Source organism: Ensifer sp. YR511 (genome assembly GCF_900103045.1).
Taxonomy (GTDB): Bacteria; Pseudomonadota; Alphaproteobacteria; order Rhizobiales; family Rhizobiaceae; genus Ensifer; species Ensifer adhaerens.
Map to the genome: position 1 here is coordinate 472,350 of NZ_FNGR01000001.1, position 23,617 is coordinate 495,966.

Annotated in this window: 23 protein-coding genes; 10 read left to right on the top strand and 13 right to left on the bottom strand. The window is 63.5% G+C overall.

Translation table 11 applies throughout. The annotated features are described in order from the left end of the window. Positions 1-10: 10 nt before the first annotated feature. The gene (locus BLU15_RS02330; RefSeq protein WP_090294137.1) at positions 11-358 is read right to left on the bottom strand and encodes a hypothetical protein; all 348 of its coding nucleotides are present in this window, start codon (positions 356-358) and stop codon (positions 11-13) included. Positions 359-450: 92 nt separating this feature from the next. Beyond that, positions 451-2,886 carry an arylsulfatase gene (locus tag BLU15_RS02335; protein WP_090294138.1) on the bottom strand — a complete coding sequence of 812 codons (2,436 nt, stop codon included), beginning with the start codon at positions 2,884-2,886 and terminating at the stop codon, positions 451-453. Positions 2,887-3,195: 309 nt separating this feature from the next. Here BLU15_RS02335 and BLU15_RS02340 point away from each other — a divergent pair, with 309 nt between their 5' ends. Then, positions 3,196-4,209: an aldo/keto reductase gene (locus tag BLU15_RS02340; protein ID WP_090294139.1), complete on the top strand. Its 1,014-nt coding sequence runs from the start codon at positions 3,196-3,198 to the stop codon at positions 4,207-4,209. A 285-nt stretch (positions 4,210-4,494) separates the two neighbouring features. Here the strand turns inward: BLU15_RS02340 and BLU15_RS02345 are convergent, their stop codons facing one another. The 4 genes from BLU15_RS02345 to BLU15_RS02360 all read right to left on the bottom strand — a co-directional run bounded on the left by BLU15_RS02345 (position 4,495) and on the right by BLU15_RS02360 (position 8,441). Beyond that, a complete protein-coding gene (locus tag BLU15_RS02345) occupies positions 4,495-5,436 on the bottom strand; it encodes an HlyD family secretion protein (RefSeq protein ID WP_089043567.1) in 942 nt (313 codons plus the stop codon). Then, positions 5,433-5,720 (bottom strand): DUF3302 domain-containing protein, encoded by a 288-nt coding sequence (locus tag BLU15_RS02350; RefSeq protein ID WP_090294142.1) that lies wholly within the window; start codon positions 5,718-5,720, stop codon positions 5,433-5,435. Before BLU15_RS02350 ends, BLU15_RS02345 begins: the two co-directional genes overlap by 4 nt. Positions 5,721-5,858: 138 nt before the next feature. Further along, positions 5,859-7,361 (bottom strand): M81 family metallopeptidase, encoded by a 1,503-nt coding sequence (locus BLU15_RS02355; RefSeq protein ID WP_034793222.1) that lies wholly within the window; start codon positions 7,359-7,361, stop codon positions 5,859-5,861. A gap of 291 nt (positions 7,362-7,652) precedes the next feature. Next, complete coding sequence (locus BLU15_RS02360) at positions 7,653-8,441, bottom strand: transporter substrate-binding domain-containing protein (protein ID WP_244546695.1); 789 nt, start codon at positions 8,439-8,441, stop codon at positions 7,653-7,655. A 243-nt stretch (positions 8,442-8,684) separates the two neighbouring features. Between BLU15_RS02360 and BLU15_RS02365 the strand changes: the two genes are divergently transcribed. Beyond that, positions 8,685-9,596, top strand: coding sequence for a LysR substrate-binding domain-containing protein (locus BLU15_RS02365; RefSeq protein ID WP_051659269.1), 912 nt, complete (start codon positions 8,685-8,687; stop codon positions 9,594-9,596). Positions 9,597-9,681: 85 nt separating this feature from the next. Here BLU15_RS02365 and BLU15_RS02370 read toward each other — a convergent pair whose 3' ends face one another. Next, a complete protein-coding gene (locus BLU15_RS02370) occupies positions 9,682-10,665 on the bottom strand; it encodes an aldo/keto reductase (RefSeq protein WP_089043644.1) in 984 nt (327 codons plus the stop codon). A 71-nt stretch (positions 10,666-10,736) separates the two neighbouring features. On the opposite strand from BLU15_RS02370, the gene BLU15_RS02375 reads away from it, so the two are divergent. Then, complete coding sequence (locus BLU15_RS02375) at positions 10,737-11,132, top strand: MerR family transcriptional regulator (RefSeq protein ID WP_090294143.1); 396 nt, start codon at positions 10,737-10,739, stop codon at positions 11,130-11,132. Here the strand turns inward: BLU15_RS02375 and BLU15_RS02380 are convergent. The 3 genes from BLU15_RS02380 to BLU15_RS02390 all read right to left on the bottom strand — a co-directional run bounded on the left by BLU15_RS02380 (position 11,080) and on the right by BLU15_RS02390 (position 15,217). Continuing rightward, positions 11,080-12,150, bottom strand: coding sequence for an NAD-dependent epimerase/dehydratase family protein (locus tag BLU15_RS02380; RefSeq protein WP_090294145.1), 1,071 nt, complete (start codon positions 12,148-12,150; stop codon positions 11,080-11,082). The genes BLU15_RS02375 and BLU15_RS02380 overlap by 53 nt on opposite strands. Positions 12,151-12,177: 27 nt before the next feature. Beyond that, positions 12,178-12,756 carry a TetR/AcrR family transcriptional regulator gene (locus BLU15_RS02385; protein WP_034793213.1) on the bottom strand — a complete coding sequence of 193 codons (579 nt, stop codon included), beginning with the start codon at positions 12,754-12,756 and terminating at the stop codon, positions 12,178-12,180. A gap of 502 nt (positions 12,757-13,258) precedes the next feature. Further along, positions 13,259-15,217 carry an elongation factor G gene (locus tag BLU15_RS02390; protein ID WP_090294147.1) on the bottom strand — a complete coding sequence of 653 codons (1,959 nt, stop codon included), beginning with the start codon at positions 15,215-15,217 and terminating at the stop codon, positions 13,259-13,261. 353 nt (positions 15,218-15,570) lie between these two features. Between BLU15_RS02390 and BLU15_RS02395 the strand changes: the two genes are divergently transcribed. Further along, the gene (locus BLU15_RS02395; protein ID WP_090294149.1) at positions 15,571-16,251 is read left to right on the top strand and encodes a glutathione S-transferase family protein; all 681 of its coding nucleotides are present in this window, start codon (positions 15,571-15,573) and stop codon (positions 16,249-16,251) included. Positions 16,252-16,333: 82 nt separating this feature from the next. Here BLU15_RS02395 and BLU15_RS02400 read toward each other — a convergent pair whose 3' ends face one another. Both BLU15_RS02400 and BLU15_RS02405 read right to left on the bottom strand, forming a co-directional pair. Continuing rightward, positions 16,334-16,579 carry a hypothetical protein gene (locus BLU15_RS02400; RefSeq protein ID WP_034793196.1) on the bottom strand — a complete coding sequence of 82 codons (246 nt, stop codon included), beginning with the start codon at positions 16,577-16,579 and terminating at the stop codon, positions 16,334-16,336. Between the two features lie 475 nt (positions 16,580-17,054). Continuing rightward, positions 17,055-18,032, bottom strand: coding sequence for a SphA family protein (locus BLU15_RS02405; RefSeq protein WP_090294150.1), 978 nt, complete (start codon positions 18,030-18,032; stop codon positions 17,055-17,057). Between the two features lie 239 nt (positions 18,033-18,271). On the opposite strand from BLU15_RS02405, the gene BLU15_RS02410 reads away from it, so the two are divergent. Together BLU15_RS02410 and BLU15_RS02415 are read left to right on the top strand one after the other, a co-directional pair. Beyond that, positions 18,272-19,321 (top strand): aldo/keto reductase, encoded by a 1,050-nt coding sequence (locus tag BLU15_RS02410; RefSeq protein WP_090294152.1) that lies wholly within the window; start codon positions 18,272-18,274, stop codon positions 19,319-19,321. A gap of 200 nt (positions 19,322-19,521) precedes the next feature. Further along, complete coding sequence (locus tag BLU15_RS02415) at positions 19,522-19,824, top strand: tetratricopeptide repeat protein (RefSeq protein WP_244546696.1); 303 nt, start codon at positions 19,522-19,524, stop codon at positions 19,822-19,824. Positions 19,825-19,872: 48 nt separating this feature from the next. Here the strand turns inward: BLU15_RS02415 and BLU15_RS02420 are convergent, their stop codons facing one another. After that, positions 19,873-20,496: a hypothetical protein gene (locus tag BLU15_RS02420; RefSeq protein WP_090294155.1), complete on the bottom strand. Its 624-nt coding sequence runs from the start codon at positions 20,494-20,496 to the stop codon at positions 19,873-19,875. 509 nt (positions 20,497-21,005) lie between these two features. Between BLU15_RS02420 and BLU15_RS39950 the strand changes: the two genes are divergently transcribed. From BLU15_RS39950 to BLU15_RS02440, 4 genes are all read left to right on the top strand, one after another. Beyond that, positions 21,006-21,398 carry an antitoxin Xre-like helix-turn-helix domain-containing protein gene (locus BLU15_RS39950; protein ID WP_034793180.1) on the top strand — a complete coding sequence of 131 codons (393 nt, stop codon included), beginning with the start codon at positions 21,006-21,008 and terminating at the stop codon, positions 21,396-21,398. Continuing rightward, the gene (locus BLU15_RS02430; protein ID WP_090294156.1) at positions 21,395-22,090 is read left to right on the top strand and encodes an RES family NAD+ phosphorylase; all 696 of its coding nucleotides are present in this window, start codon (positions 21,395-21,397) and stop codon (positions 22,088-22,090) included. Before BLU15_RS39950 ends, BLU15_RS02430 begins: the two co-directional genes overlap by 4 nt. A 431-nt stretch (positions 22,091-22,521) precedes the next feature. Next, entirely contained in the window at positions 22,522-22,962 is a 441-nt protein-coding gene (locus BLU15_RS02435) for a GNAT family N-acetyltransferase (RefSeq protein WP_060516081.1), read from the top strand. 112 nt (positions 22,963-23,074) lie between these two features. Beyond that, complete coding sequence (locus tag BLU15_RS02440; protein ID WP_090294159.1) at positions 23,075-23,584, top strand: GrpB family protein; 510 nt, start codon at positions 23,075-23,077, stop codon at positions 23,582-23,584. The last annotated feature ends 33 nt before the right edge of the window (positions 23,585-23,617 follow it).

The window sequence follows — 23,617 nt, forward strand, 5'->3', positions numbered from 1 at the left end:
TATCCGAAAACTAGCCGGCGCCGGGCGTGTGACGTCCGCGCCAGAGCAAGACCGACAGCACCGCATGAACTGCGATCGCAGGCCACAGAAGGACGCCGGTGGAGCCATCCGTCAGTCCGAACCAGGCCAGATAGAGCGTGACGGCCGCACTGTAGATCAGCATGCCGATGAGGCCTGAGTTCTTCCAGCAGGCAACGCCGAGGGCGATCAGGGCAATTCCCGCCACCCGGGCCGTCGGGACCGCCGGCCCGGTGAGTAGCTCGCCAAGCAGCACCTGCCCCACGAGCGAAGGCGCCACCACCAGTGCGAGCCCTGTTGCCATCTCCCCGAAGGCGGCGAGATCAAGCACGCGTATCATCGGAACGCACCTCTGCCAGTCGTTTGTGTCCGGGCCTTGCGATGCAAGGTCGCCAGAGCGTCCCATGTGCGTTCACGTGAACGCACGGCGCTCTAGGGCGTTGCGTTTGGCTTCAATTCGAAAGTCAGTTTGTCGATCTTGCCCGTAAAGCGGAAGGGCGTGTCGTAGCGGTGTTCCAGAAGGGCGACGCCGGTGCGCGTGTCGAGACCGACGTCGAAGGTCTCATCCTCGGGGAAAGTGACCGGGATGCCATGATCGATGCTGTTCCTGGCGACCTCCTTGCCGTCCACCGACAGAACGCCGGTGCCCCCGGCGCCAAGTCCCTTTCCATCCGACTTGAAGTCGAAGACGATCCTGTGTTTGCCGGGTTCGAGTTCCGGTCCTTCCCACAGGGTGCGCTTGAGGTCGAGGAGATTGTAGAGGAACACGACCTTCCCACTGCCGACACCGAAGTCGCCCTGGCTGAGGAAGAGGCCGTAACCGCCAAAGCGGCCACCCTCGGTGACGATCATGCCTTGCGCACCGTCGTCGGGTATCTCGACATCGGCCGTAATCGTATAGGACTTGTTCAAGGTGCTCGGCGCAGCGCTGGCCGGCACACCACTCAGTTCGCCGCGGTAGGTGAATTCCGTACGGCCGGCCGTCAGGTTCGGCCGCGGGGCATTCCAGCGTGCGAGCGTCGAATTGTCGAGCGGCAGCACGTTGTACTTCTTCGCCTCGGCATAGAAGAGGTCCTGCAATTCCTTGAGTTTGTCAGGCATTTTGGCGGCAAGATCGGTGAATTGCGTCGGGTCTTCATCGACGTTGTAAAGTTCCCAGTTGTAGCCGGTGATCACGTCGGGCGGCGTCTTGGTGCTGAGTTCCCACGGCAATGTCGCGGGCGTCGTCGCGGCGACCCATCCGTCGTGGTAGATCGCGCGGTTTCCCAGCATCTCGAAGTACTGGGTCTTGTGTTCAGTCGGCGCAGCGGCATTCGCCTTGTCCCATGTGTAGGCCATGCTGACGCCTTCGATCGGCTCCTGTTTGATGCCGTTGATCGTCTCCGGTTGCGGGATGCCTGTCGCCTCCAGGATCGTCGGCACGATGTCGATGAAGTGGTGAAACTGCGCGCGGACACCGCCAGCGTCGTTGATATGGCCGGGCCACGACATGACCATGCCCTGCGCCGTCCCGCCAAAGTGCGATGGCACCTGCTTGACCCACTTGAACGGTGTCCCCATCGCCCAGGCCCAGCCGGCTGCGAAATGCGGGAATGTCCGCTCCGAACCCCAGAACGGATACCAGAGAAACTGGTCCTTCACCGGAACGTCGACGCCGTTGAATGTGGTGAACTCATTCGGCGTGCCGTTGAGCATGCCCTCGGCGCTCGCGCCGTTGTCGCCGCCGATGTAGATGATCAGGGTGTTGTCGAGCTCGCCGATATCTTCCACCGCCTGGATGACGCGCCCGATCTCGTTGTCGGCATAGGCAAGGTAGGCGGCGTACACATCGGCCTGCCTGATGAACAGTTTCTTCGCCTCCAAACTGAGGGAATCCCATTGCGGCAACCCCTCCGGCCACGGCGTGAGCTTCGCGTTCTCAGGCATGATGCCGAGCCGCTTCTGATTGGCGAAGATCGTCTCGCGCACCTTGTTCCAGCCCTCGTCGAAGAGGTGCATGTCGCTGATCTTCTTGATCCATTCGGGCGTCGGGTGGTGTGGTGCATGGGTGGCACCGGGCACGTAGTAGACGAGCCAGGGCTTGCCCGGGGCGATCTCGCTCAACTGCCTGATGTGCTGGATCGCCTCGTCGGCCATGGCCGTTTCCAGGTTCCACTTGGGATTGCCTTCAAACGGATAGATGGCCGTGGTGTTGCGGAACAGGTTCGGCTGCCACTGGCTCGCATCGCCGCCGACGAAGCCATAGAAATAATCGAAGCCCATGCCCGTCGGCCACTGGTTGAAGGGGCCCGCCTGGCTCGATTGATAGGACGGCGTGTTGTGGTTCTTGCCGAACCACGCGGTGGCGTAGCCATTTTCCTTGAGGATCGTGCCGATCGTTCCTTTCTCGATCGGGATGATCGAATCGTAGCCCGGATATCCGGTCGCGATCTCCCCGACGACCCCGTAGCCAACCGAATGGTGATTGCGCCCGGTGATCAGCGCCGCACGAGACGGCGAGCAGAGCGATGTCGAGTGGAAGTTCGTGAAGCGCAACCCCTCCTTGGCGATGCGGTCCATGGCCGGTGTCGGAATGACGCCGCCAAAGGTGCTGGGCGCACCGAAGCCTTGATCGTCCGTCATGATCAGCAGCACATTGGGCGCGCCTTTCGGCGGCACGACCCGCGGAGCCCACCAGGGCGTCGATTCCGAGGCCTTTTCCTTGATTACACCGCCAAAAGCCGGACTTGGTGACGGAAGCTGCTTACCCGTAATTGTTGTCGTCGCTCCCGGGGCGCCGAGCGTCCCTGAAACCTGCTGTGCCCATGCGGACGTAAAACCAAGCGCGAAGAAGGCTGCACCCGCAAGCATGCTCTGGCCAATGGTCATGGCGAACACCCCTATTGCAGATCGTTGAATCTCCACCGATTTAGGCTAGTCTAATATACGCAAACCAGACCCGAGACGCGAGAAGTTTACGACCGGTGTTCTCCATCCGATCCGTCGCAGACGGTCTGCCCGATGGCTTCCCCGGAACACTTCACCAGTTATCCGGCTCCGAACATCGCATCTGTGAATTCGTTTCCCATATCCTGCGAAGCGTACCCCGCTACCGGGACTCCGCTCCCTGACCTATTTTTCCAAACAACGGCGATGCACCGCATCACCTGCCCCATCGATCAGCAAAGGACAGGACACATGACACTCAAGGATATTCTGCCCGGCAAGCTCGGTTTCGGCGCGGCCCCGCTCGGCAACATGTTCCGCGAAATACCCGAAAAAGAAGCGCTTGCCACCGTCGAGGCCGCCTGGAACGACGGCATCCGCTATTTCGACAACGCCCCGTTCTACGGCGCCGGCCTTGCCGAGATCCGCATGGGCGAAGCGCTCGGCGGTCGCCCGCGTGACGAATACGTCATCAGCACCAAGGTCGGCCGGGTCATCCTCGACGAGATCGAGGACGTCAGCGCCCGCGACCTTGGGGAAAAGGGCGACGTCTTCCGCTATGGCCGCCCCAACAAGATCGTCAACGACTACTCCCATGACGCCACCCTGCGGTCGATCGAGGACAGCCTCAAGCGCCTGAAGACCGACCGGATCGAGATCGCCTTCGTTCACGACGTTGCCCAGGATTTCTACGGCGACGAATGGCTCGACGTTTTCGAGACGGCGCGCAAGGGCGCCTTCAGCGCGCTCGACCGGCTGCGCGACGAAGGCGTGATCAAGGCCTGGGGGCTCGGCGTCAACCGGGTGGAGCCGATCGAACTGCTGCTCGCGCTCGAGGGTCCGCGTCCCGATGGCTTCCTGCTTGCCGGCCGCTATACCCTGCTTGACCATGACCGCGCACTCCAGCGCGTCATGCCCGAGGTCACCAAGCGCGGCCTCGGCATTGTCGTCGGCGGCCCCTATAGCTCCGGCGCGCTCGTCGGTGGCCCGAACTTCGAGTATGCCCCGGCCACGCCGGCAATTCTCGACAAGGTCGCGCGTATCAAGGCGATCGCCGACCGTCACGGCATCTCGATGAAGGCGGCCGGCCTGCAGTTCTCGCTCGCCAACCCCGCGGTTGCCGCCGTCATCCCCGGCGCCAGCCAGCCGAGCCGCATCGCCGAAGACCGTGCCGCCCTGAACGAGGCCGTGCCGGCCGACTTCTGGCGGGACTTGAGGGCAGCCGGTCTCGTCAACCCGGAGGCGCCGCTACCGATTGCCGGCTAAGCAATTCCAGGAAAAGTGTGCGGCGGTTTTCCGTCCGGAATTGCGTCGTTTGGCCAAGCAATTCCAGGAAAAGTGCGCAGCGGTTTTTCGTCCGGAATTGCGTCGTTTGGCCAAGCAATCCCAGGAAAAGTGTGAAACGGTTTTCCGCTAGGACTTGCGACATTTGGCCAAGCAATTCCAGGACAAGTGCGCAGCGGTTTTCCGTCCGGAATTGCGAGAAACCGTCCTATCCTCGCCCGTCTTCCAGCGGGCGGGGCAGCCGGTGGCACCCCGCCGCGCAGCCGATCAGAACGGATTGACGTAGTTGGTGATCGCGATCTGGCGCAAAAGCACCCGGCGGATCACATGCGCCACCTTCACCCGGTCGGTGAAGATGGCCGCGTCCCCCGTGGCGCCGGCCGGCAGCCGTGCGGCGAAAGCCTGGTCGTCGAGTTTCACCCGCACGATGAAGGGCGCGGCGGAGACTGCCTCCGGGGTCACCGCCGTGCCGGACACCCGGGCTTGCCCGGAGGCGATCGCCTGCAGCACGCCCTCGACCTCACCGGTATAGGTCTCGCCGGGCGCAAACTTGAAGGTCGCCTCCACCATCTGGCCGGGCTCTATATAGCGCGCATCGATCTGGTTGATCTCGACCCCGATGATCGTCTCGGAGGTGTCGATAAAGGCCATGGCCGGCGACAGCGGCAGCGTCGTCACGCGCGCGCCCTTGCGCAGCGCAAGGTTGGTCACGTAGCCATCGGCCGGCGCCCGCACCGTCGTCTTGCCGAGTTCCCACTCGGCATTGCTGATCTGGGCTCTCAGATTGTCGACGTCCGCCTGGCGTTGCTGCACGTCGAATTCGGTTGCCGCATCGCGCGACTGCAGCTTCGTCATCTGCGCAAGCCGCAGCTCCTGCAGCGAAAGCTGCGCCTGCAGCGCGTCCACCTTCGCCTGGTAGGGCACGGGGTCGATGCGGAAGAGCACGTCGCCGGCTTTCAGCGGGCTGTTGGAGGCGACCGGCACCTCCGTGACCTCGCCGGCGACATCGGGCACGATCGCCACCGAATTGCGCACCACCAGCGCCTTGCCCTGCGGCGCGCCCCAGTTCATCGGGATGAACAGACCGACGAGAAGCAGCAGGAACACGATCGCCGGCGAAATCTTCCAGAACAGGTTGAAAGGCACGATCCTGAATTTCACCAGGCAGAAGAGGATCGCCAGATAGACATTGAAGAGAAAGACGATCATGGCTGGCCCGCCTCGCTCGGATGAACCTCGCCTGCAGGGGTCGCCGCCGGATGCGCGCCGCTCGGGCGCGGCACGTCGACATAGGCCCAGATGAGCGCGATCGGCCACAGCGCGAAGCCGAAGAACAGCGTCACCCAGCCCGCCACATTGACCGCCTCGCTCCAGGGATGATTGCGCCTTTTTGCGATCGACCCCGGCAGCATGGCGAGAAAGATCAGCACGGCGACCGTGCTCACCACGAGCACGATCAGCACGATCCAGGCGAAGAGATCGATAAAACTCATGAAGTTGCGCTCCCCTTCACGACGGGGACGCTAGACCCAAAGCCGGGCACTGCGGAAGTACGTAACGGTTACCGCGCCATACGGCTGCCCCTTTAGAGGGCGCAGGCATGAACCTTGGCCCGCGAACGGCAGCCCGCCTCAGCCGAGTTCGCCGTGATCCAGCGGATAGACCGGCCGCCGCACCCGCTGGAACTTGCGCGCGCCGATATTGGCACTGCTGAGGCCCGTGCCGTCGATCTCGACGATCTCGGACGCGATCGGACCGAAGGCGGCGCGGAAGTGCTGCTGCGACTTGACGACGACGATCTGATAGTCGGACGGCTCGATGCCGACGGCGCGGAAGAGGTTGCGATCGAGCATCTGCTGGCGTTCGCTGCAAATGAGGATGTCGATGCCTTCGACATGAAAGCGCACGCTCGGCCCCATCGTCGCCGGCAGCCCTTGAAACATCGGCCCCTCGAAGACGATCCTGCCGTCCGAAATCGCCTCCACCCTGCCCTTGATCGTGATCGGCCCGCCGCCGACTTCAGGGTCGATCTTGCAGCCGAGCGTAACCTCGCGTGTCGCACCGATGCCGGCAGCGATCAACTCGGCCACGACTTCCGGATCGCAGAGCGCGCCGAAAGCCGCGTTTCGGACGCCGGTATCGAGCAGCCTGGCGAGCACGCAGGTGGAATCGCTATAGGCACCGCAGCCGGGATTGTCGGAGAAGTCGGCAATGACCAGCGGCCCGGCCCCATCTTTCGCAAGATGCGCCGCGACGATGCCGGGCAGCGCGTCGAGCGGCAGCTGCACATCCTGGTGCTCGCGCCGGTCCCAGATCTCGCGGCAGAGACGCTCGGCCTCGGCTTCCGCGTCTTCGGCCGCCACCCGGTTGCGGTCGTAGCAGATAACCGCCGATGGGCCGGTATTGAAGATATCGGCATCGTAGAAGCCGGCATTGATCGAGGTCGCCAGCATGCCGTCGCGCGCCGCGATCCCGTCGGCAATTTCGAGCAGCTCGGTCATGGCGCAGGCATGGGTCGTGCGCCCGTCGTTGCAGCCGTTCAGCATCGGCGGCTGGCGGATGGCGAGCGCCGGCCGGATTTCGCCGCGCATGGCGCGCTCGAGCAGCGCGCCCGCCTTGTGGGCGCATTCGGCCATGTCCACATGCGGATAGGTGCGGAACGAGACGGCAATATCGAGCAGGCCGGCCATTTCGGGCGCCGAATTGGCGTGCAGGTCGAAGGTCGCGGCGATGGGAAGTTCCGAACCGACGATGCCACGCACCACCTCCAGAAGCTGGATCTGCGCATCGTCAGCCGTTTCCGTGCACATAGCCCCATGGAAGACGATAAACACGCCGTCGAGCCTTTCGCCGTCGAGCGCGCTTTGGAGATCCGCGACGAAGCGCTGCCGCATCGCTTCCTCGATCCTGCCGCCGGGTTCGGCCCGCGCCGCCACGGTATAGACCGGCTGCCAGCCGTAAGTGTCGCAACAATCGATGAAGCCGCCGATCTCCGAATTGGTGCCGCGGCAATGGGTTTCTATCTCGGCGCCAACGAAATAGTGGCAGGCCTCGAAGTCCCTGAACCCGGTCTTGAGCTTCGAAAACGTGTTGGTTTCCTGGTTGAATTCGAGAACGGCGACCCGGAAGCTCATCCTATGCACTTTCATTTTGCTGACTGGAAAAATCGAGAAGACGGGCGCCGGGGAAAACGCGAAACCCCGACGCCGCGCCTGTTCTCCTGCCGCGCGATGCGTTGAACGCAGGGCGCGACAGGCGAATTCTGGATGGTTGGAGTTGAACCTTGGATCCGCGGCGGCCCCTCTCGGCAGCTTAGAAGAGACGCCCTCGCGCATCTTCCGAGGAGTTGCCCCTCACCCTAACCTTCTCCCCGCAGGCGGGGAGAAGGTGGCCGGCGGGCCGGATGAGGGATAGAGCCACAAACCTCAGCGGAAATACTCGCTCGTGGTCTTCGGCTTTGCCATGATGTCGAAATCGAAATACTGCTTGCGGATCTTGTCGTAGGTGCCGTTTTCCATGATCGTCTTCAGGCCGGCATTGAGCTTGGAGAGCAGCGCCTCGTCGCCCTTGCGTACCGCCATGGCGTTGCCCTCGGCCGTGTCGAGCACGAAGCTCTCGCCGACAAAGGCGCAGCAGCCGCTTTCTTCCTTGGCCAGCCACTCCGTAAAGGCCATCTGCCCTTCGAGGATCAGGTCCAGCCGGCCGTTTTCCATGTCGAGAAACACTTCGCTCATCGTCGGATAGAGCTTCACTTCGCTATCGGGAAAAAACTCCTGCAGCGCCTCGACCGCGACTGAGCCGGACTGCGTGCCGATCACCTTGCCCTTCAGCGCCTCGGGCGAGATGTCCTTGAGGCCGAGATCCTTGCGGGCGACGAAGCGCATGGCGTTGAAATAGTAAGGGGTTGTGAAGTCGACCTGCGTCTTGCGATCCGGATTGATCGCCATCGAGGCGATCATCACGTCGAACTTCTTGGCCTGCAGGGCCGGGATGATGCCCGCCCACTCATTGGTGCTCCAGACACAGTCTACCTTGATTTCGGCGCAGACCGCCTGGCCGATATCGTAGTCGAAGCCTTTGATTTCGCCGGCTGCGGTCACATAGTTGAATGGCGCGTAATCGCCCTCGGTGCCGATCGCCAGCGTCTCGGCATTGGCGGTGCCGGCCGCAAACAGCGCGGCGATGACCGATGCGGTCATGAACTTCCTTTTCATCTCGTTCCCTCTGTCCTTCCTGTCGGCCACCCACGAAGTTCCGGTCGCAAGCGTGACCATTGGCCTGACCAAAGGAGCAACTTGCTTGAAACTATCTGGATTTTCGGCCGATTTCAGTTTTCGTTTTGCTTTATTATGCTTCGACAATGCGGGAGGTCTCCAGCCTTCGCAATGTGAAAGAAATCATTCCAGCTATCGAAAAAATTCATGTAGGCTGCAACCGATCCAGACCCGGAGCAACGGATGCGTGACCTGCCGAGCCTCAAATCCTTGCGCGCCTTCGAGGCGGCCGCGCGCAACGGCAGCCTGACGGCCGCCGCCGACGAGCTCTGCATCGGCCAGGGTGCGATCAGCCACCAGATCCGGAATCTGGAACTCAATCTCGGCCTTCGGGTCTTCGTCAGAAAACAGCACGGTGTCGAACTGACGCCGGAGGGCGGGCTGCTCTATGCCTCCTGCCAGCGCGCCTTCGACGATCTCGAAGGCGTGGTCCAGCACATCCGCCCACGCACGAGCGACAAGATCCTGCGCGTCCGGGTCGGCCCGTTCTTTTCGATGAAAGTGATCGCGCCGCGCATCTCCGAGTTTCTCGCCGCCAATCCCGGCGTGCAGATCCACCTCTCCCACCTCGAAACGATCACCGCCGGCACCGGCCCGGCCGACGTCACGATCGCCTATTGCCTGCAGCCGCCACCCGGACGCTTCACCCGCAAGCTCTTGCGCGAGCGCCTGGTGCCCGTCTGCGGCCGCGACCTCTGGCAGGGCGACAGGCAGGCACTGCTTTCCGGCAACCGGCTGCACTATCGCGGCCTTCAGGAGTGGCAAAGCTGGATCGCCTCCTCCGGCCTCGCCCTTCCGCGCAGCCGCCAGGACCTGATCTTCGACGACCAGCACATCATTCTCGAAGCGGTGAGAGAAGGCCAGGGCGTGGCGTTGATCGACCGCACCATGGTCGAACACGAACTCAAATCCGGTCAGATTCGCCTGGCCCACGACCATTTCTACGAGCCGCCCGAAACCTACCAGTTCGTCTGCCAGGAAGACCTCCTGCGCACCAAGCCGGTAACAAAGGCCTTTCTCAACTGGCTGATCGCCGAGATCGAGGAGCGCGAGCGGCAGAGCGCAGAGGCAGTGCAAACATCTGGCACAAGCTAGCCGTCGGCGGCCGGCGAGCGTCCCTCCTCCCCACCCAACACAAGAACCGGCCGCCGCACGCCCGTCGCGCACGGCGGTCGCACCCTTAGACGGCAGCTCCTTGCACAGCCCCGGCGAGCGGATCGAGCATGGCCGTTACATCATCGGGGAGGATGATGGACGCCGCCGCGACGTTCTCCTCAAGGCGGCTGCGCCTGCGTGTTCCGGGGATTGGCACCACCTTCGCATTCAACTTGCGGCCCTGCATGTGCAGCCAGGCTAGTGCCAGCTGGGCCGAGGTAATGCCGAGGCCACGCGCGGCTTCCTCGACCTTTGCCACCACCTGCATGTTCGCCTGGTGGTGCTGCGATGCAAAGCGCGGGAAATTCCTGCGTGCATCTCCCTCCGTCAGGGATTGGGCAAAGGCCTGGCCGGTCAGCATGCCACGTCCGAGCGGAGAGTAAGGCACGAGCGTCACGCCGAGTTCGAATGCAGCGGGAACGACATCTTCCTCGATCTCACGCGTGAAAACAGACCATTCCGACTGCAGCGCTGCAATCGGATGGATGGCATGCGCGGCCCGCAGCTCCGCCGCGGTCACCGCCGAGAGGCCGAGCCAACGGACCTTTCCGGCCGCGACCAGATCGGCCATCGCGCCAATGGATTCTTCGAGTGGTACGGCATCGGTGCGGCGATGCATGTAATAGAGGTCGATGACATCGACACCCAGGCGCTTCAGAGAGCGGTCAGCGGCAGCACGAATGAACTCGGGCCGGTTGTCTATGCTCCAGTCCTCTGGGCTTTGCGGCGTGCGCGCATAGCCGAACTTGGTGGCGATCAGGACCGCTTCACGATGCGTCCTGACGAAGGACGCAAGAAAGGCCTCGTTGGCGCCGATACCGTACATGTCCGCCGTGTCGAACAGGGTGACGCCGAGTTCGAGCGCCCGTTCCAGAGTGGCGCGAGATTCGGCCTCGTCCGTCGTGCCGTAGAACTCGCTCATGCCCATGCAGCCGAGGCCCTGGGCTCCGATCAGCGGGCCATCCGAGCCGAGTTGGACGCGGTGTAGAATCTTTTCCTTGCTTGTCATCATGGGTCTCCAATTCCAGACAAGCAGCTCTTATAAGTATTGACCATACTCTATGGTCAAGGGTTTGCTGCATGCTGATTTCGGAATTTGCGAAGGCCACGGAACTGCCGGTCGATACGATCCGCTTTTACATTTCCAAGGGGCTGCTGAAGCCGGAGCGCAGCGCCAAGGGCGGCTCTAATCCCTATCAGCTGTTCAGCCAGGAAGACGTTACCGCCGCGCGGATGATCCGGCTGCAACAGACGCTGGGTTACTCGCTGCGGGAGATTCAGGCCCTCAATGAGGCCTATCGCGCCGGCGAAAGTTCGCCCGCACGAACGGTCGAGATCCTGCAAACGCAGATCGCGCGACTAGAAGAGCGGAAGGCCGCGCTGGACGCGGCTCTCTCGTTCCTGCGCGGCAAGGTGGACTGGATCAAGGCAGGCAAGCCGGACACGGCGCCGCAACTGGAGGACTACCGGTGCTGACGGTCCGAAGCTCGTCCAGCCCCTGCTCCCGCGAGATGACAGGAACATAGCCCAGCGCCCGCTTTGCCTTGCCGATATCAAGCGAGATCTCGACGGCCGACGTCGCATAGGCCTGTGATGTCAGCGGAACGCTGATCCTCCCCCTGGAGAGGGCAGCGAGCACATCGCCGCCCCAGGCAACGGCTCTGACGACGGCGCGGGGAACGGATTTTTCCGGCGGGACGATCCCTTGCGTTTCCAGAAGCTGCGAGACGAACGTCCTGAACGGCACGGCATCGCCATCGGTGATGAAATAGACCTCCCCGCCCCGCCCGTTTGCAAGCGCAAGCGCCACGGCCTGGCACAGGTTGGCGATATGCGTGGTCGAGGTCAGGTAGGTGCCTCCCGCGATCCAGGCGAGCTTGCCGGAGCGGGCAGCCTCGACCAGTGCCGGCAACGCCGTGGTATCGTCACGCCCCCAGACGAAGCGCGGCCGAAGGGCAACGACCGGGAAAGCCGGACTGCTGGCCGCAAGGGCTACACGCTCGGCCGCCGCCTTGCTGCGCGAATAGCTGCCGGCCGGGCGGCGCGGAAACGGCGCCGTCTCGTCCACCTGCACCAGCGGGTGCCCATCGGCAAGCACGGATTCGGTGCTGATATGGATCGCTTTGCGGATACCGGCGGCGCGGGCCGCCTCCATGACGATCCGTGTGCCATCCTCGTTCACCCGGCGCTGCTGCGGCGTGCCTGGTCCATGATCGGTATCGGCCGCCGCATGGACAAGCGCGTCGCAGCCCGCCATTCCCGCGGCGATGTCTGGACTGAGCAGGTCGCCCATAAAGGCCGTCGCACCGAGTTGGCGGACGCGGTCGGCCGCCTTCTGGCTGCGCGCCAGAGCGACAACAGAAACGCCCGTCGTGACGAAATGGCGGATGAGGTTGCGGCCGACATAGCCGCTGCCACCGGTGATGAAGATGCGCCGGAACGGGGCGCGTTCGCCCGTGGCCACGGCGGATGTGGCATCGCATGCTTGGTTCATTTCACTGCACCTATGAGGTTTGGACGCTTAGCGCTCGTCCGGAAGATCGGCTGCCTGCGGGGTTGCAGTCACGAGCCAGTTGATTTCGCGCAGCACCTCGTCGCGGTCCGCACGCGCAAAATGGTGAAAGTCGAGATATTCGAGGAACTTGAGACCCTCGAGCGCGAGATAGGCAAGCAACGCCCCGCGCGGCGACTGGGAGTTCTGAAGAATTCTCGCGATCGTCGTATCCTGGCTTGCCTGCATCTTCCGGCGCAAACCGGCATCGAGCGTAAGCGCCGCGCTCAGGTTCAGTGCCACCGCCCGGAATTCCTCGGGCGGCGGTTCGGCCGCAGCAACGATGCGCCCCCTGACCGCTCGATCCTGAATGTCTCCGATCTTCTGCTCGACCTGCGCATGGTGTGCGTTGTCGCGCTCAAACGCCCGGTCGACGACGGCCTCGATCAGCGCCTGCTTGGACTTATAGTCATAAAGCACACTCGCCTTGCTGACGCCGGCTTCCCTGGCGACGGCATCGACAGTCAGGTTGGCAGCGCCATCACGACCGACGACCCGTTCGGCGGCATCCAGCACCTGCTGTTGATCAATTGCGCGTTTCCGGCCCATGGCTCCATCCGATTTATTTCCGACCGGATGGTTATAAATAATCTATCGGCGCCTTTGTCAAGCGCGTCGGATCCCTTAGAAAGCTCTGGATCGCCTCCTCCGGCCCCGCCCTTGCGCGCAGCGCCAGGACCTGATCTTCGATGACCAGCACATCATTCTCGAAGCTGTGAAAACGCAGCCGAACCCCAGCCCGATCATTGGTTGCTCGCGGACTACCGCGCCGATCCGCCTCTACACGAAGTCGAGAGAGCGTGATGTCGGAGACTGTATCCGCAGAACGGCGATGCCGGGTTGGGGCCTTGAAAGCAACCTCACGGAAGGCGACCCGCGCACTTGACCTTGCCCGTCGGCGGTCCGGGGAATCGGCGAGACCTATCGCGACAACAAATACTCTCCGTGATTGCGCGGCAATGAATTCGCCACCGAAGAGACGTTGATGCGCGACTAAAATTGCTCGGCGCGGTCATGGTGTATCGCGCCAAGCCGCTGCTCTCATAGACGATCACCCCGCCTGCTGCGTCCCATGCGCGTGGATTACCGCATCCGCCTCCTTGCCGTAGAGCTCCTCGAAATGGTCGAAGCTCTTGGAGAAGTAACCGATGCCTTGCGTCGCGGCCCTTAGTGTCCGGGCGAGATCGTCGAGCGCCGATCCCGGCACCAGGGCGCGAAAGATGTCCCAGCCCTTGGCCGTCTCGTCACGGTCGAAGCCGAGCACCTGGCCCTTGTAGGTGGAGACGATCGGCACCAGGCTGCCGGAATAGATCGAGGGGATGTGGATCTCGACGCGGATGACCGGCTGCATCAGAACCGCCGAGGCCTGCGACAGCGCCTGGCGCACGCCCATCTTGGCGGCCGCGCGGAAGGCGAAGTCGTTGCTGTCGACCGCATGGTGCTGACCGTCCGTCAGGGTCACGCCGACATCGATCACCTGAAAGCCGAGCGGCCCCTTCTCCATCGCTTCGCGCGCGCCGGCCTCGATCGCCGGGATGAAGTTGCGCGGCACCGCCCCGCCCTTCACCGTCTCGGCGAAAGAGAAGCCGGCGCCGCGCTCGTTCGGGTGCACGCTGAGCTTGACGTCGGCGAACTGCCCGGCACCGCCCGTCTGCTTGCGGTGGCGGTAGTGCACGTCGGAGGGTTTCAGCACGGTCTCGCGATAGGTCGGGCTCGGCGGCCTGTCGGTGACGCCGACATGGAAGACGTCGGCCAGCGTCTTGCAGAGATCGCGCAGGTGCATCGGCCCCTGCACGCAGACGAGCTGCGCGCCGCTGCCTTCCTCCTGCATGACCGCGAGCGCGCGGTCGGTCTCGGCGAGCTTGGCAAGCGTGCCCGAGAGCTTGGTCTCGTCGCGCTCGCTGTCGGGCACCAATATGCGCACCAGCATCGGCGTCGGCGGCAGCGTCCAGTCCGGCGCCTCGGCGGTGCTGCTGGCGGCGAGCAGCGCCGGCACCGGTAGATGGTCGGCCTTGACAGCGGCAAAGATCGCGCCCGCCTCCGGCGTGGCGTTCGGCAGCGGCTTGCCGGTCGCCGGGTCCTGCAGCGAGCCGAGGCTGCCGCCACCGAGTGTCGCGCCCTGCTTGATACCGGATGTCAGCGCCCTGACCAGCACCGTCTTGCCGACATTCGCCTTGTGATAGGCGTGGAAGCTGACGGCCGAAAGCGCCGTCTCGGCGATCGGTCCGGCCTCAGCCAGTCTCTTTCGAAGCGCGTCGACCTGAGGCGCCTCGTGGCGCAGCGCCTTCATCAGCCGCAAAATGCCGTTGGCGTGGCTTGCAGCGCCCACCAGCACCGGGATGATGCGGTTTTCCTTCAAGAGCCGCGTGGAGATCGCATAGATCGTGTCGTTGGCCGGCGGCCGGTCCTCTATCAGCTCTTCGAGCAGCCAGTCGTCGAATTCCGAGAAATGCTCGAGCAGCTCGGCCCGCGCCTCCTTTTCCCGATCCATCACCGTGTCGGGGATTTCGATCAGCGCCGAGGTCTGTCCCTCGCGGTAGCGCCAGGCGCGCTCGGAGATCAGGTCGCAGGTGCCGACGATCTTGTCGCCTTCGCGGATCGGCACCTGGCGCAGGAGCAGCATGTGGCCGGAATAGTCCTGAAGCGCGGCGATCACGTCGCGCAGCCGCCCCTGCGGCTCGTCCATGCGGTTGATGAAGAGAATGCAGGGCGTGCCCGACGCCTCGATTGCCTTCAGATAGGGCGCGGCCAGCACTGCCTCCTCCGGCACCGGCGAAACGCAGAGCACGCAGGCGTCGCTGGCGATCAGCGCGTGCTGCGCGTGGCCCAGCGCCTCGGTGCCGCCGGGTGCGTCGAGCGCGCACCAGGCTTCGCCGCCAAATTCGAATTCCGTGAGGTTCAATCCGTAGGGTGAAGCAGCTTTTCTGGAGGCCCCCTCCAGACCGGCCAGCTTGTCTGCCAGCGTGGTCTTTCCGGTCTGCGAGGGCCCAAGTACCGTGAAGCAGCGCATCGGCAATCCTCCCCTGTCGCGATGACGACGGGCGCCGAGCGTTGCGACGCCCTTGTTCTATTAATTCTAGGGCAGCTTTTGCGCTTTCAATGGTAGCCGGGCACGATGGCGGCAAGTCTTTACGCGTGCGCGTCCTTTTCCGGCGCTAACCGCTTGGAATCGATCAGCATGGCGTCCCCAAAAAATCGGCGCGTATCCGGCGCGGCTGCCGCCGTTCTGCGCCACGGGCCCCGATCTTTTGGCCCTGAACCCCGAAAACCGATTGCGAAACAGGACCGGTTTTGCGATAAACGGGCACGTAAAGACCTGACGACCGATCCGCAAGCGTCCCTTCCGCACTGGAGAATACGCGCATGTCCCTCACGCTTTACCAGCATCCACTCGCTTCCTTCTGCCACAAGGTGCTCATCGCGCTTTACGAAAACGAGACCCCGTTCAAAAGCAGCCTGGTCGACCTGCTCGACCCGGAAGAAGCGGCCCGCTTCGCGGCGCTGTGGCCGGTCGGCAAGATGCCGGTTTTGACGGACAGCGCTCGCGACGTGGTGATGCCGGAGACGTCGATCATCATCGAATATCTCGACCGCCATTATCCGGGACGCCGGCGGCTGATCCCCGATACCCCCGACACGGCTCTGAAAGCCCGGCTCTGGGATCGCTTCTTCGACAACTACATCCACGTGCCGATGCAGAAGATCGTCACTGACACGCTGCGGGCGCCAGGTGAAAGCGACCACCGCGGCGTTGCCGATGCCCGCGCCGCGCTTGGCTTGGCCTATGGCATGGCCGACGCGCACTTCGCCACGCATGAATTTGCCGCGGGCGATACCTTCAGCCTTGCCGATTGCGCCGCCACTCCGGCTCTCTTTTATGGCGGCATCGTCGAGCCCTTCGATGAGACCCATCCGCATCTTGCGGTCTATTTCGAACGGCTGCTCGAACGCGCGTCCGTCCGCCGCGTGCTCACCGAGGCCCGTCCGTATTTCCATATGTTCCCCTACCGGAACCTGATGCCGGAGCGGTTCTTCGAGATGTAGAGAATGTCGCGCAAAAGCGCGCAGCGGTTTGCGATAGACAACTCAATCTGAAAATCGCGATGTGCTTCAGGCGCCGCCGGCGTCAATTGTCGGCGCGATGCCGCGTTGAACCACCCTGCTGCTCCAGCCACATGGCGTTTTCGAAAAGCACGCGCTCGTCGGCAATGCCCCTGCGGAACTGGCCCGTGATGTGGCGGGCCAGCCGGTCGGCACGTTTGCCGTAGCGCGGGATGTCGCACCAGATGCAGACCCGGTCGAAGGTGCGTTGCAGCATATCAAGATCGTCGGGGCCGATCGGGCCGTCCGGTTCGCGTGCAAACTCCTGCATTGAAACCTCCTGGCTGCCAAGGGCCGGCGCGCCGCTATCCGCGTACGCCGCCAACCGCGGGTCGAAACCAATTGTGCCTTTCAGGGCGGACGCTCTTACGAATGCCCGTCGGCTGCGACGGAAGTGACGCGTGGCACTTGCTTCCGCCCAATCGCCGTTGCACGGACACCCGATCTCGGCGAAGGCCTGATCGATCCGGTCCATGGCGTGCAGGAGAAGCGCCTGTGGCCTGGCCGTCCGAGACATTCCGCGACCGCCCGTATCGGGTCGAAAACGCGAACGATCTTACAGCCGCCGGAGCCGCATCCTGCCCAGCGAAGGCGGCAGTATGCGCCGATCGGGAGATAAAGCAACGTCGCCGCACGCGAACCCTGCCGCGATCGGTCGTTTCCGGACCGGCACGAAGGTCACGCGTCATCCATGCCTCCGCCGGTCGAAGACGGCACCGGCGGGGCATGCGAGGCTTGGCTCAAGCCTACTTCACCTGGGCCGGCGGCGTGCCGATCGGGAAGGCGATGGTGACGAAACCGGCCGTGCCTTCCGGCCGGTTCTTGGCGCCAAATTCCTGGAAGACCTTGAGCGTCAGCGATACCGGCGTCTCGGCCATCTTGAAATTGTAGCCCATGGTGCCGCCGATCGCGGCAATACGGCCCTTGAACGGGCCGAGCCTTGCGCCGGCGCCACTGTCGCCGGTCACCTGCTGGTAGAAGTAGCCTGCAACGCCGGCGGAGAACTCCTGGCCGAAGTGCTTGGTAACGGCCCATTCCGCGTGGAATTCCGTACCCGTGCGGTAGTCCGTCGCCGGGTTCTCGCCGTTGAAGGTGAAGCCCGCGGCGCCCGAGATGTCGAAGCCCGTTTCCAGATTGAACCAAGTGCCGGCGAGCGTGAAGTCGCCAGCCCAGCGGTTGAACGAGAGATTGGCGAGCTGCCCCTTCTGGTAGTCGCCGATCGGCACGTTGACCGAGGCGTTCGCCGTCCAGTGGAAATCGCCCTCGTGCCAGCCGAGAACCGCGCCCAACACGGGGTCGCCGATAGTGAAGACAGAATCGCTGACCGAGGCCGAGCGACCGGCCCTTGGCGCCGAAAGCGTAGCGTCGATATCCGGCCCCCCGAAGGGCACGATCGCGGTGAAGCCGAGATTGCCGCCGAGCACTTCTTCGGGCATCACCCAGAGGCCGGTGCCGAAGATGCCGATCAGCGTCGCATCGACCTCGCCGACGATCTCGCCACCGAGCGGAAGCTGCTTGTTGCCCTTGAGCTCGCCCACATAGAAGTAGGTGTCGTTCTGGAAATAGGTCCCGGGCGGAGCCAAAAGGCCGGCCATCGGGCCACGTGCGCCGAGCAGATAGAAGCCGGCACCGTTTTCGGCCGCATTCGCCGTCAAGGGCGCAACAATGCAACCCAGACCGGCAGCGATCGCCGATGCGGACAACAGACGCTTTACAACGCTCATCCAGTGATTCCCCTTAATCTCTCGACGAAACGATAACATTTTGCCGTGTTCAAGCCAGCCCTAAGAAACCGGAGCTGCAACCACCGCAACATCCGATTGCAGAGTGTTGCAGGCCTACACACTGGGCCCGCGCCGCGGACGCGGCCTCTTTGAGCGCCACTTGACCGCCGCTGTCGCCTTCGGCTTTCATCCGGTGAAGCTTGCGTTCCCGTTTCCCCACCAGCAAAGGACCAGAGACCATGGAATACCGGCTGCTCGGCCGTTCCGGCCTGAAAATCTCTGTCATCACCATGGGCACAATGACGATCGGCGGCCGCGGCAAGTTCGCCGAGGTCGGCAATGTCGGGCTGAAGGAGGCGCGCCGCTATGTCGACCTCTGCCTCGATGCCGGCGTCAACCTGATCGACACGGCCGACATCTATTCGACCGGCCATTGCGAGGAGATCATCGGCGAGGTCCTCGGCGGCCAGCGCAAAGGCGGTGTGCTCGTCGCCACCAAGGCGCGCTTTTCGATGGGGCCGGGGCCGAACGACGGCGGGCTCTCGCGCCAGCACCTGATTGCCGCCTGCGAGGCGAGCCTGAAGCGGCTGAACACCGACGTCATCGATCTCTACCAGGTGCATGAATGGGACGGCCTAACACCGCTCGAAGAAACGATGGAGGCGCTCGACAGCCTCGTTCGCAGCGGCAAGGTCCGCTATATCGGCTGCTCCAACTATTCCGGCTGGCACATCATGAAGGCGCTCGGCGTCAGCGCGCTCGAAGGCCGCCAGCGCTTCATCAGCCAGCAAATCCACTACACGCTCGAGGCCCGCGAGGCTGAATATGAGCTGATGCCGATCGCCATCGACCAGGGGCTCGGCGTGCTCGTCTGGAGCCCGCTTGCCGGCGGACTTCTCTCCGGCAAGCACCGGCGAAACGAGACACCGGAAGGCACCCGCCAGCTTGCCAGCTGGAAGGAGCCGCCGATCCGCGACGAGGAGCGGCTCTGGAAGATCGTCGACATGCTCGTTGCCATCGCCGCCGAGCGCGGCGTGTCGCCGGCGCAAGTTGCGCTCGCCTGGCTGATCGGCCGCAAGGGCGTCACGTCCGTCATCATCGGCGGCCGCACCGAGGCGCAGTTCAGCGACAATCTCGCTGCCGCAAACCTGAAGCTCACCGATGAGGAGAAGGAACTGCTCGACGCCGTCAGCCTGCCGCCGGTGATCTACCCTTACTGGCATCAGCTCTGGACCGCCAAGGACCGGCTCGGCGAGGCCGACCTGTCGCTGCTCGGGCCGCATGTCTGACGCACGTGGGAACGGACCTGCGACCCGGGCCGAGTGTCCGGGCCGTCAGGATGAAACCAAGGCGTGTCCCTTGCGCGTTACGATAAGCTGAAAGCGCCCTAGGCCGTGTTGACAGGGTGGCTTCGCAAACCGGCTCGGGCATGTTTCAACACTGCTTTTTAGGAAAACCGCACCCAAGTTGCGTTGCTGGAGACAAAGTCGTGTATGACTTCAATCATTTAGAGCGCCGAGCAAAAGAATTGATCGCAAGCGGGAATGCAGCGGATGCCATCAAGATTTATCTTTTCATGGCAGATGGCGACCAGTCGCTGGATGCCGGATATCTCGGAGAGCGACTGGGGGAGTGCTATGAGAACCTTGGCGACCTGCATGCCGCAAAATATTGGTATGGAAGAGCGGTAGAAGAAAATCCCGACATCAGGCAGGCCTCTGTGGAAGCGCGTAAAAGGCTCCACCAAATCGGCATCGATCCTTTTCTGGGGGACGCAGAAAAGAAGTCGTAGCTCGCCAACCGCGCGACCACGTGCCGAAAACTACTTTGTCAACACGACCTATTTCTCAGCGAAGCAATAGAACAGCCCCTCGCCGCCGGTGCCCTTGAAGGCCTCGACGGTGCAGCCGCCCCGCGTCGCGTGCGAAGAGTTCCAGGATTTGGCCTCGGCGGAATCGTTCAATCCCGTGCGGTCGCTGTGGCCGACGATCGCCGCGCCGTCGGCGCCGCCCATCGTCCAGTTGCCGCAGGTGTCCGGTGCCGCCGTGCCATCGGCTTTCGAGCCCGTCAGAATGTCGTGGCGGTTGGGCGTATCGCCGCGCCCGTTGATCACCTCGCCCTTTTCATTGAGCGCCGTCTGCTTCGTCAGGTTGTTCTTGTCGCTGTGGAGCGATGCGACATCATCGGCGATCTTCTCGCCCTTGGCGTTGTACCAGGGGCCTGCGCCGATCCGGTCCTTGGCGTTCTCAGCGTCGGTGGAAAGATAGGCCTTCCAGCTCTTGCCCGTCGCCCCCGCTGCCTTGGCGAGCGTATCGCAATAGGCGTCCGCCCCGGTGAGGCCGCCCAGATCGCCGCCCTTTCCGGGGTTCACGCTGGTGACGAAGAAACTCATGCTGGTGTCCTGCGCATAGGCCGCGCCGGAACAGGCCAAGGCGAATGCGATTGCTGCTAATGCGCGCTTCATGGCTCTCTCTCCCATCAACTGTGCCGAAAAGCCTATCGGCCGCCGCCAACCGAGTAAAATCGAATTGCCGTGATGGAGACCGCGCCATCTCAACGGATGGCGACGCAACGCGCGCGGCGACCTCTGCGCCACGTCAGGTGAAGGGCGATCCAAGCGCCGAGAGCCTCGACAGGTTTGAGGATGGCCCTTTTGCAGCAGAAGCGCTGCCCCTCACCCCCCGGCCGGGACCTTCTCCCCGTCACGACGGCGAGAAGGAGACGTGGTCACCCGCTCCCCCCTCACAAAAACCTGGCCTACCTTGGGTTTGTGAGATCAGCCGCCGAGTGACGGTGCCCCCGTCGTCCATGTCCCCTCTCCCCGCTGGCGGGCAGAGCGTTAGGGTGAGGGGCAGAGCCGGGCGCGTTCGCTCGGCAGTGCAAACAGGCATCAGCCGGCCACCCCTTGACTTTCCGCCCAACATCTCCATTTCATATCATATGATACACTCAGTCACCGCATAGGAGACATTTATGGCGCTGGCGCAACCGGCTTTCGCACCCGCCCGGCAGGAAGAAGCTGTGATCGTAAAGGCGGTGGTGAAAGCCTGCGACCTCTGGAACCTCACCAATAGGGAGGCGGCCCAGCTCTTCGACGTGCCGATCGCCACCTGGAACCGCATGAAGGCCGGCGACTTCAAGGGCAGGCTCGACCAGGACAAGCGCATGCGCGCGAGCCTGATCGTCGGCATCTTCAAGGGCCTGCGGCTGTTCTTCAACGGGCCGCTTACCTATCAATGGCCGAAGGCGGTCAACACCGGCCCGCTGTTTTCCGGCCGCTCGCCGGTCGACCTGATGATCGAGGGCGGCATTCCCGTGATGATGAAGGTCAGGCGCTATCTCGACGGGTTGCGCGGCGGCCTATGATCGCGCTGCCGGAAATCGACTTCAACGAGCCGGCAACCGTCCGGCTGATCTCGACCGCCTATATCGACGAGCCCGCGGTCAAGCCGCTCGCCGACGATGACGACGAGATCGAGATCCTCAACCGGCTGGAGGCGATGACCTCGGCGCGGCTGAGCCCGCTCGCTCTGCCCATCGGCGTCGATCCTGCCGAACTCCTGAACGAGACCTTCGGCTACGGCTGGTCGCTGATCAATGCCGCCTTCTGCCATGCCCGGCCTCCAGGCAACCGCTTCAACGGCGAGGAGCGCGGCGCCTGGTACTGTGCCTTCGGCCCGCGCGCACTCCAGACCTGCCAGGCGGAAATCGTCTATCACCGCACCCGGGCGCTTCGCGAGGCCGGCAGCTTTCACGACATCGGTCGCTACCGCGAACTGATCGCCGGCTTCACCTGCCGCTTCCATGACGTGCGCGGCGAAGTGGACGCCGCCTATCTCTCCCCCGACACCGCCGTCGCCTACCCCGCCGGTCAGGCGCTCGCCGCCACCATTCTTGCAGAAGGCGGCAACGGCCTGATCTATCCGTCGGCCCGTGATCCCGAGGGCACGTGCCTCGCCGTCTTCCGCCCCTCGGTCATCCAGAACGTCCGCCAGGGCCACACCATCACCTTTGAATGGACGGGCAAAGCAGAGCCACGCATCGTCGAGGAAACCTGAGCGGCTGGCGCGAAGGCCGTTTCTTTCTTGCCATCGCAATGTTGCGGTAATGCGCCCGTTGGAGAAGGGCTCGCTTTCCGGATTTCGGCGCCTCGAGCGGCCCGGCCGGCACGGCAGAAACTGAAAACGTATAAATCAGATTGTTATTGACGCTTTGCCAGGCTGGACGCGTGTCCCCGTCCCTCCGGTTCCTTGCCCCCAACTCCCTCGCCCGCTGATCGGGAAAGGGAACGGCAGCGGCCCGGCTCCGCCTACCCTTCGGCTCCCCTGCCCGCCCCGCAGAGGGAACCGCTCGCGCCCAGGCGCAGGATGTGGACGCCGAGAGCGCTGCAAGGTCCCTTCTCCCCGCTCGCCCCGCGGGGAGAAGGTGACCGCAGAAGGGATTAGACAGAGACTGCCTCCCAGGCCACAGCGTCGACCACGAGGACCGAATGACGATTACACTCCTGCCCGTCGATACCGTCGATGCCGATGTCATCCGAAGGCTCGACGTTCACGAAAACCAGATGGATTTCATCGCCAGCAACGACGAATCTCTCGAAGAACTCGGCGAACGCCCCGAATGCGTCGGTTTTGCCGTGATGGCCGAAGGGGCGCCGGTGGGTTTCGCCATGTATGCGCTCGACCCCGATGACGGCAACCACTGGATCTACCGACTGATGATCGATGCCCGCCACCAGGGCAAGGGCTATGGCGCCAAGGCGCTCGCAGCCCTCCTGGACCACATGGCCAAGATCCCTGAATGCGGCGACATCTATCTCGGCGTCTACCCGGAAAACACCCGCGCCCACGCCCTCTACCACCGCTTCGGTTTCCGCGAGACCGGCATGGTCCTCGGCGATGAAAAGGTCATGCGGCTCGACCGCAACTAGGCGGTGGCACGATCCGACCAAACAACCTTCCTCCGTCCAGGCGGGGGAAGGTCCATGAATTCGTTCCGGGTGCTACCATGACACCACCGTCAAGAACCCGGAGCAAGCCGCCGTGCCGCTGACCAGCCAGATTTCAGTCTATGATCCGCGATGGCCCGATCTGTTTCTCTCCGAGCAGCAGCGCATCCGCAGCGTATTCGCAAATGCGCTCGTCACGATCCACCATGTCGGCAGCACCGCCGTCCCCGGTCTCGCCGCGAAGCCGGAAATCGACCTTCTGGGCGAGGTGTCCGAGCATCGCGACGTGGGCGATGTGACGGAGCGTATGAAATCGCTTGGATATGTTCGCGGCACGGACCTTTCGCAGGACCACCACTTCTATCGGCGCGACGTCAATGGCGTTCGAACCCACAAGGTCCATGTGTGCCGGTCAGGACATTGGCAGATTGAAAGAATGCTGCGGTTTCGCGATCTTCTGCGGCAGGATCCGGACCTCAGCGCCCGCTATCAGGCGCTGAAGCTGCACCTCGAAGCCACGAACCAGCATGGCATCGGCGAGTACCTCGCCTCGAAGGCTCCCTTCATCGACGCTGTCTTGGCGCACAAGCGCGAGCGAGATTGATATCCGGCCCCGATTGCGGACATCCCGCCATCG

Excerpts from the sequence above, each read along its gene's own strand:
- BLU15_RS02330 (WP_090294137.1), bottom strand. The coding sequence starts at position 358 with ATGATACGCGTGCTTGATCTCGCCGCCTTCGGGGAGATGGCAACAGGG.
- BLU15_RS02335 (WP_090294138.1), bottom strand. The coding sequence starts at position 2,886 with ATGACCATTGGCCAGAGCATGCTTGCGGGTGCAGCCTTCTTCGCGCTT.
- BLU15_RS02340 (WP_090294139.1), top strand. The coding sequence starts at position 3,196 with ATGACACTCAAGGATATTCTGCCCGGCAAGCTCGGTTTCGGCGCGGCC.
- BLU15_RS02345 (WP_089043567.1), bottom strand. The coding sequence starts at position 5,436 with ATGATCGTCTTTCTCTTCAATGTCTATCTGGCGATCCTCTTCTGCCTG.
- BLU15_RS02350 (WP_090294142.1), bottom strand. The coding sequence starts at position 5,720 with ATGAGTTTTATCGATCTCTTCGCCTGGATCGTGCTGATCGTGCTCGTG.
- BLU15_RS02355 (WP_034793222.1), bottom strand. The coding sequence starts at position 7,361 with ATGAGCTTCCGGGTCGCCGTTCTCGAATTCAACCAGGAAACCAACACG.
- BLU15_RS02360 (WP_244546695.1), bottom strand. The coding sequence starts at position 8,441 with ATGAAAAGGAAGTTCATGACCGCATCGGTCATCGCCGCGCTGTTTGCG.
- BLU15_RS02365 (WP_051659269.1), top strand. The coding sequence starts at position 8,685 with ATGCGTGACCTGCCGAGCCTCAAATCCTTGCGCGCCTTCGAGGCGGCC.
- BLU15_RS02370 (WP_089043644.1), bottom strand. The coding sequence starts at position 10,665 with ATGACAAGCAAGGAAAAGATTCTACACCGCGTCCAACTCGGCTCGGAT.
- BLU15_RS02375 (WP_090294143.1), top strand. The coding sequence starts at position 10,737 with ATGCTGATTTCGGAATTTGCGAAGGCCACGGAACTGCCGGTCGATACG.
- BLU15_RS02380 (WP_090294145.1), bottom strand. The coding sequence starts at position 12,150 with ATGAACCAAGCATGCGATGCCACATCCGCCGTGGCCACGGGCGAACGC.
- BLU15_RS02385 (WP_034793213.1), bottom strand. The coding sequence starts at position 12,756 with ATGGGCCGGAAACGCGCAATTGATCAACAGCAGGTGCTGGATGCCGCC.
- BLU15_RS02390 (WP_090294147.1), bottom strand. The coding sequence starts at position 15,217 with ATGCGCTGCTTCACGGTACTTGGGCCCTCGCAGACCGGAAAGACCACG.
- BLU15_RS02395 (WP_090294149.1), top strand. The coding sequence starts at position 15,571 with ATGTCCCTCACGCTTTACCAGCATCCACTCGCTTCCTTCTGCCACAAG.
- BLU15_RS02400 (WP_034793196.1), bottom strand. The coding sequence starts at position 16,579 with ATGCAGGAGTTTGCACGCGAACCGGACGGCCCGATCGGCCCCGACGAT.
- BLU15_RS02405 (WP_090294150.1), bottom strand. The coding sequence starts at position 18,032 with ATGAGCGTTGTAAAGCGTCTGTTGTCCGCATCGGCGATCGCTGCCGGT.
- BLU15_RS02410 (WP_090294152.1), top strand. The coding sequence starts at position 18,272 with ATGGAATACCGGCTGCTCGGCCGTTCCGGCCTGAAAATCTCTGTCATC.
- BLU15_RS02420 (WP_090294155.1), bottom strand. The coding sequence starts at position 20,496 with ATGAAGCGCGCATTAGCAGCAATCGCATTCGCCTTGGCCTGTTCCGGC.
- BLU15_RS39950 (WP_034793180.1), top strand. The coding sequence starts at position 21,006 with ATGGCGCTGGCGCAACCGGCTTTCGCACCCGCCCGGCAGGAAGAAGCT.
- BLU15_RS02430 (WP_090294156.1), top strand. The coding sequence starts at position 21,395 with ATGATCGCGCTGCCGGAAATCGACTTCAACGAGCCGGCAACCGTCCGG.
- BLU15_RS02435 (WP_060516081.1), top strand. The coding sequence starts at position 22,522 with ATGACGATTACACTCCTGCCCGTCGATACCGTCGATGCCGATGTCATC.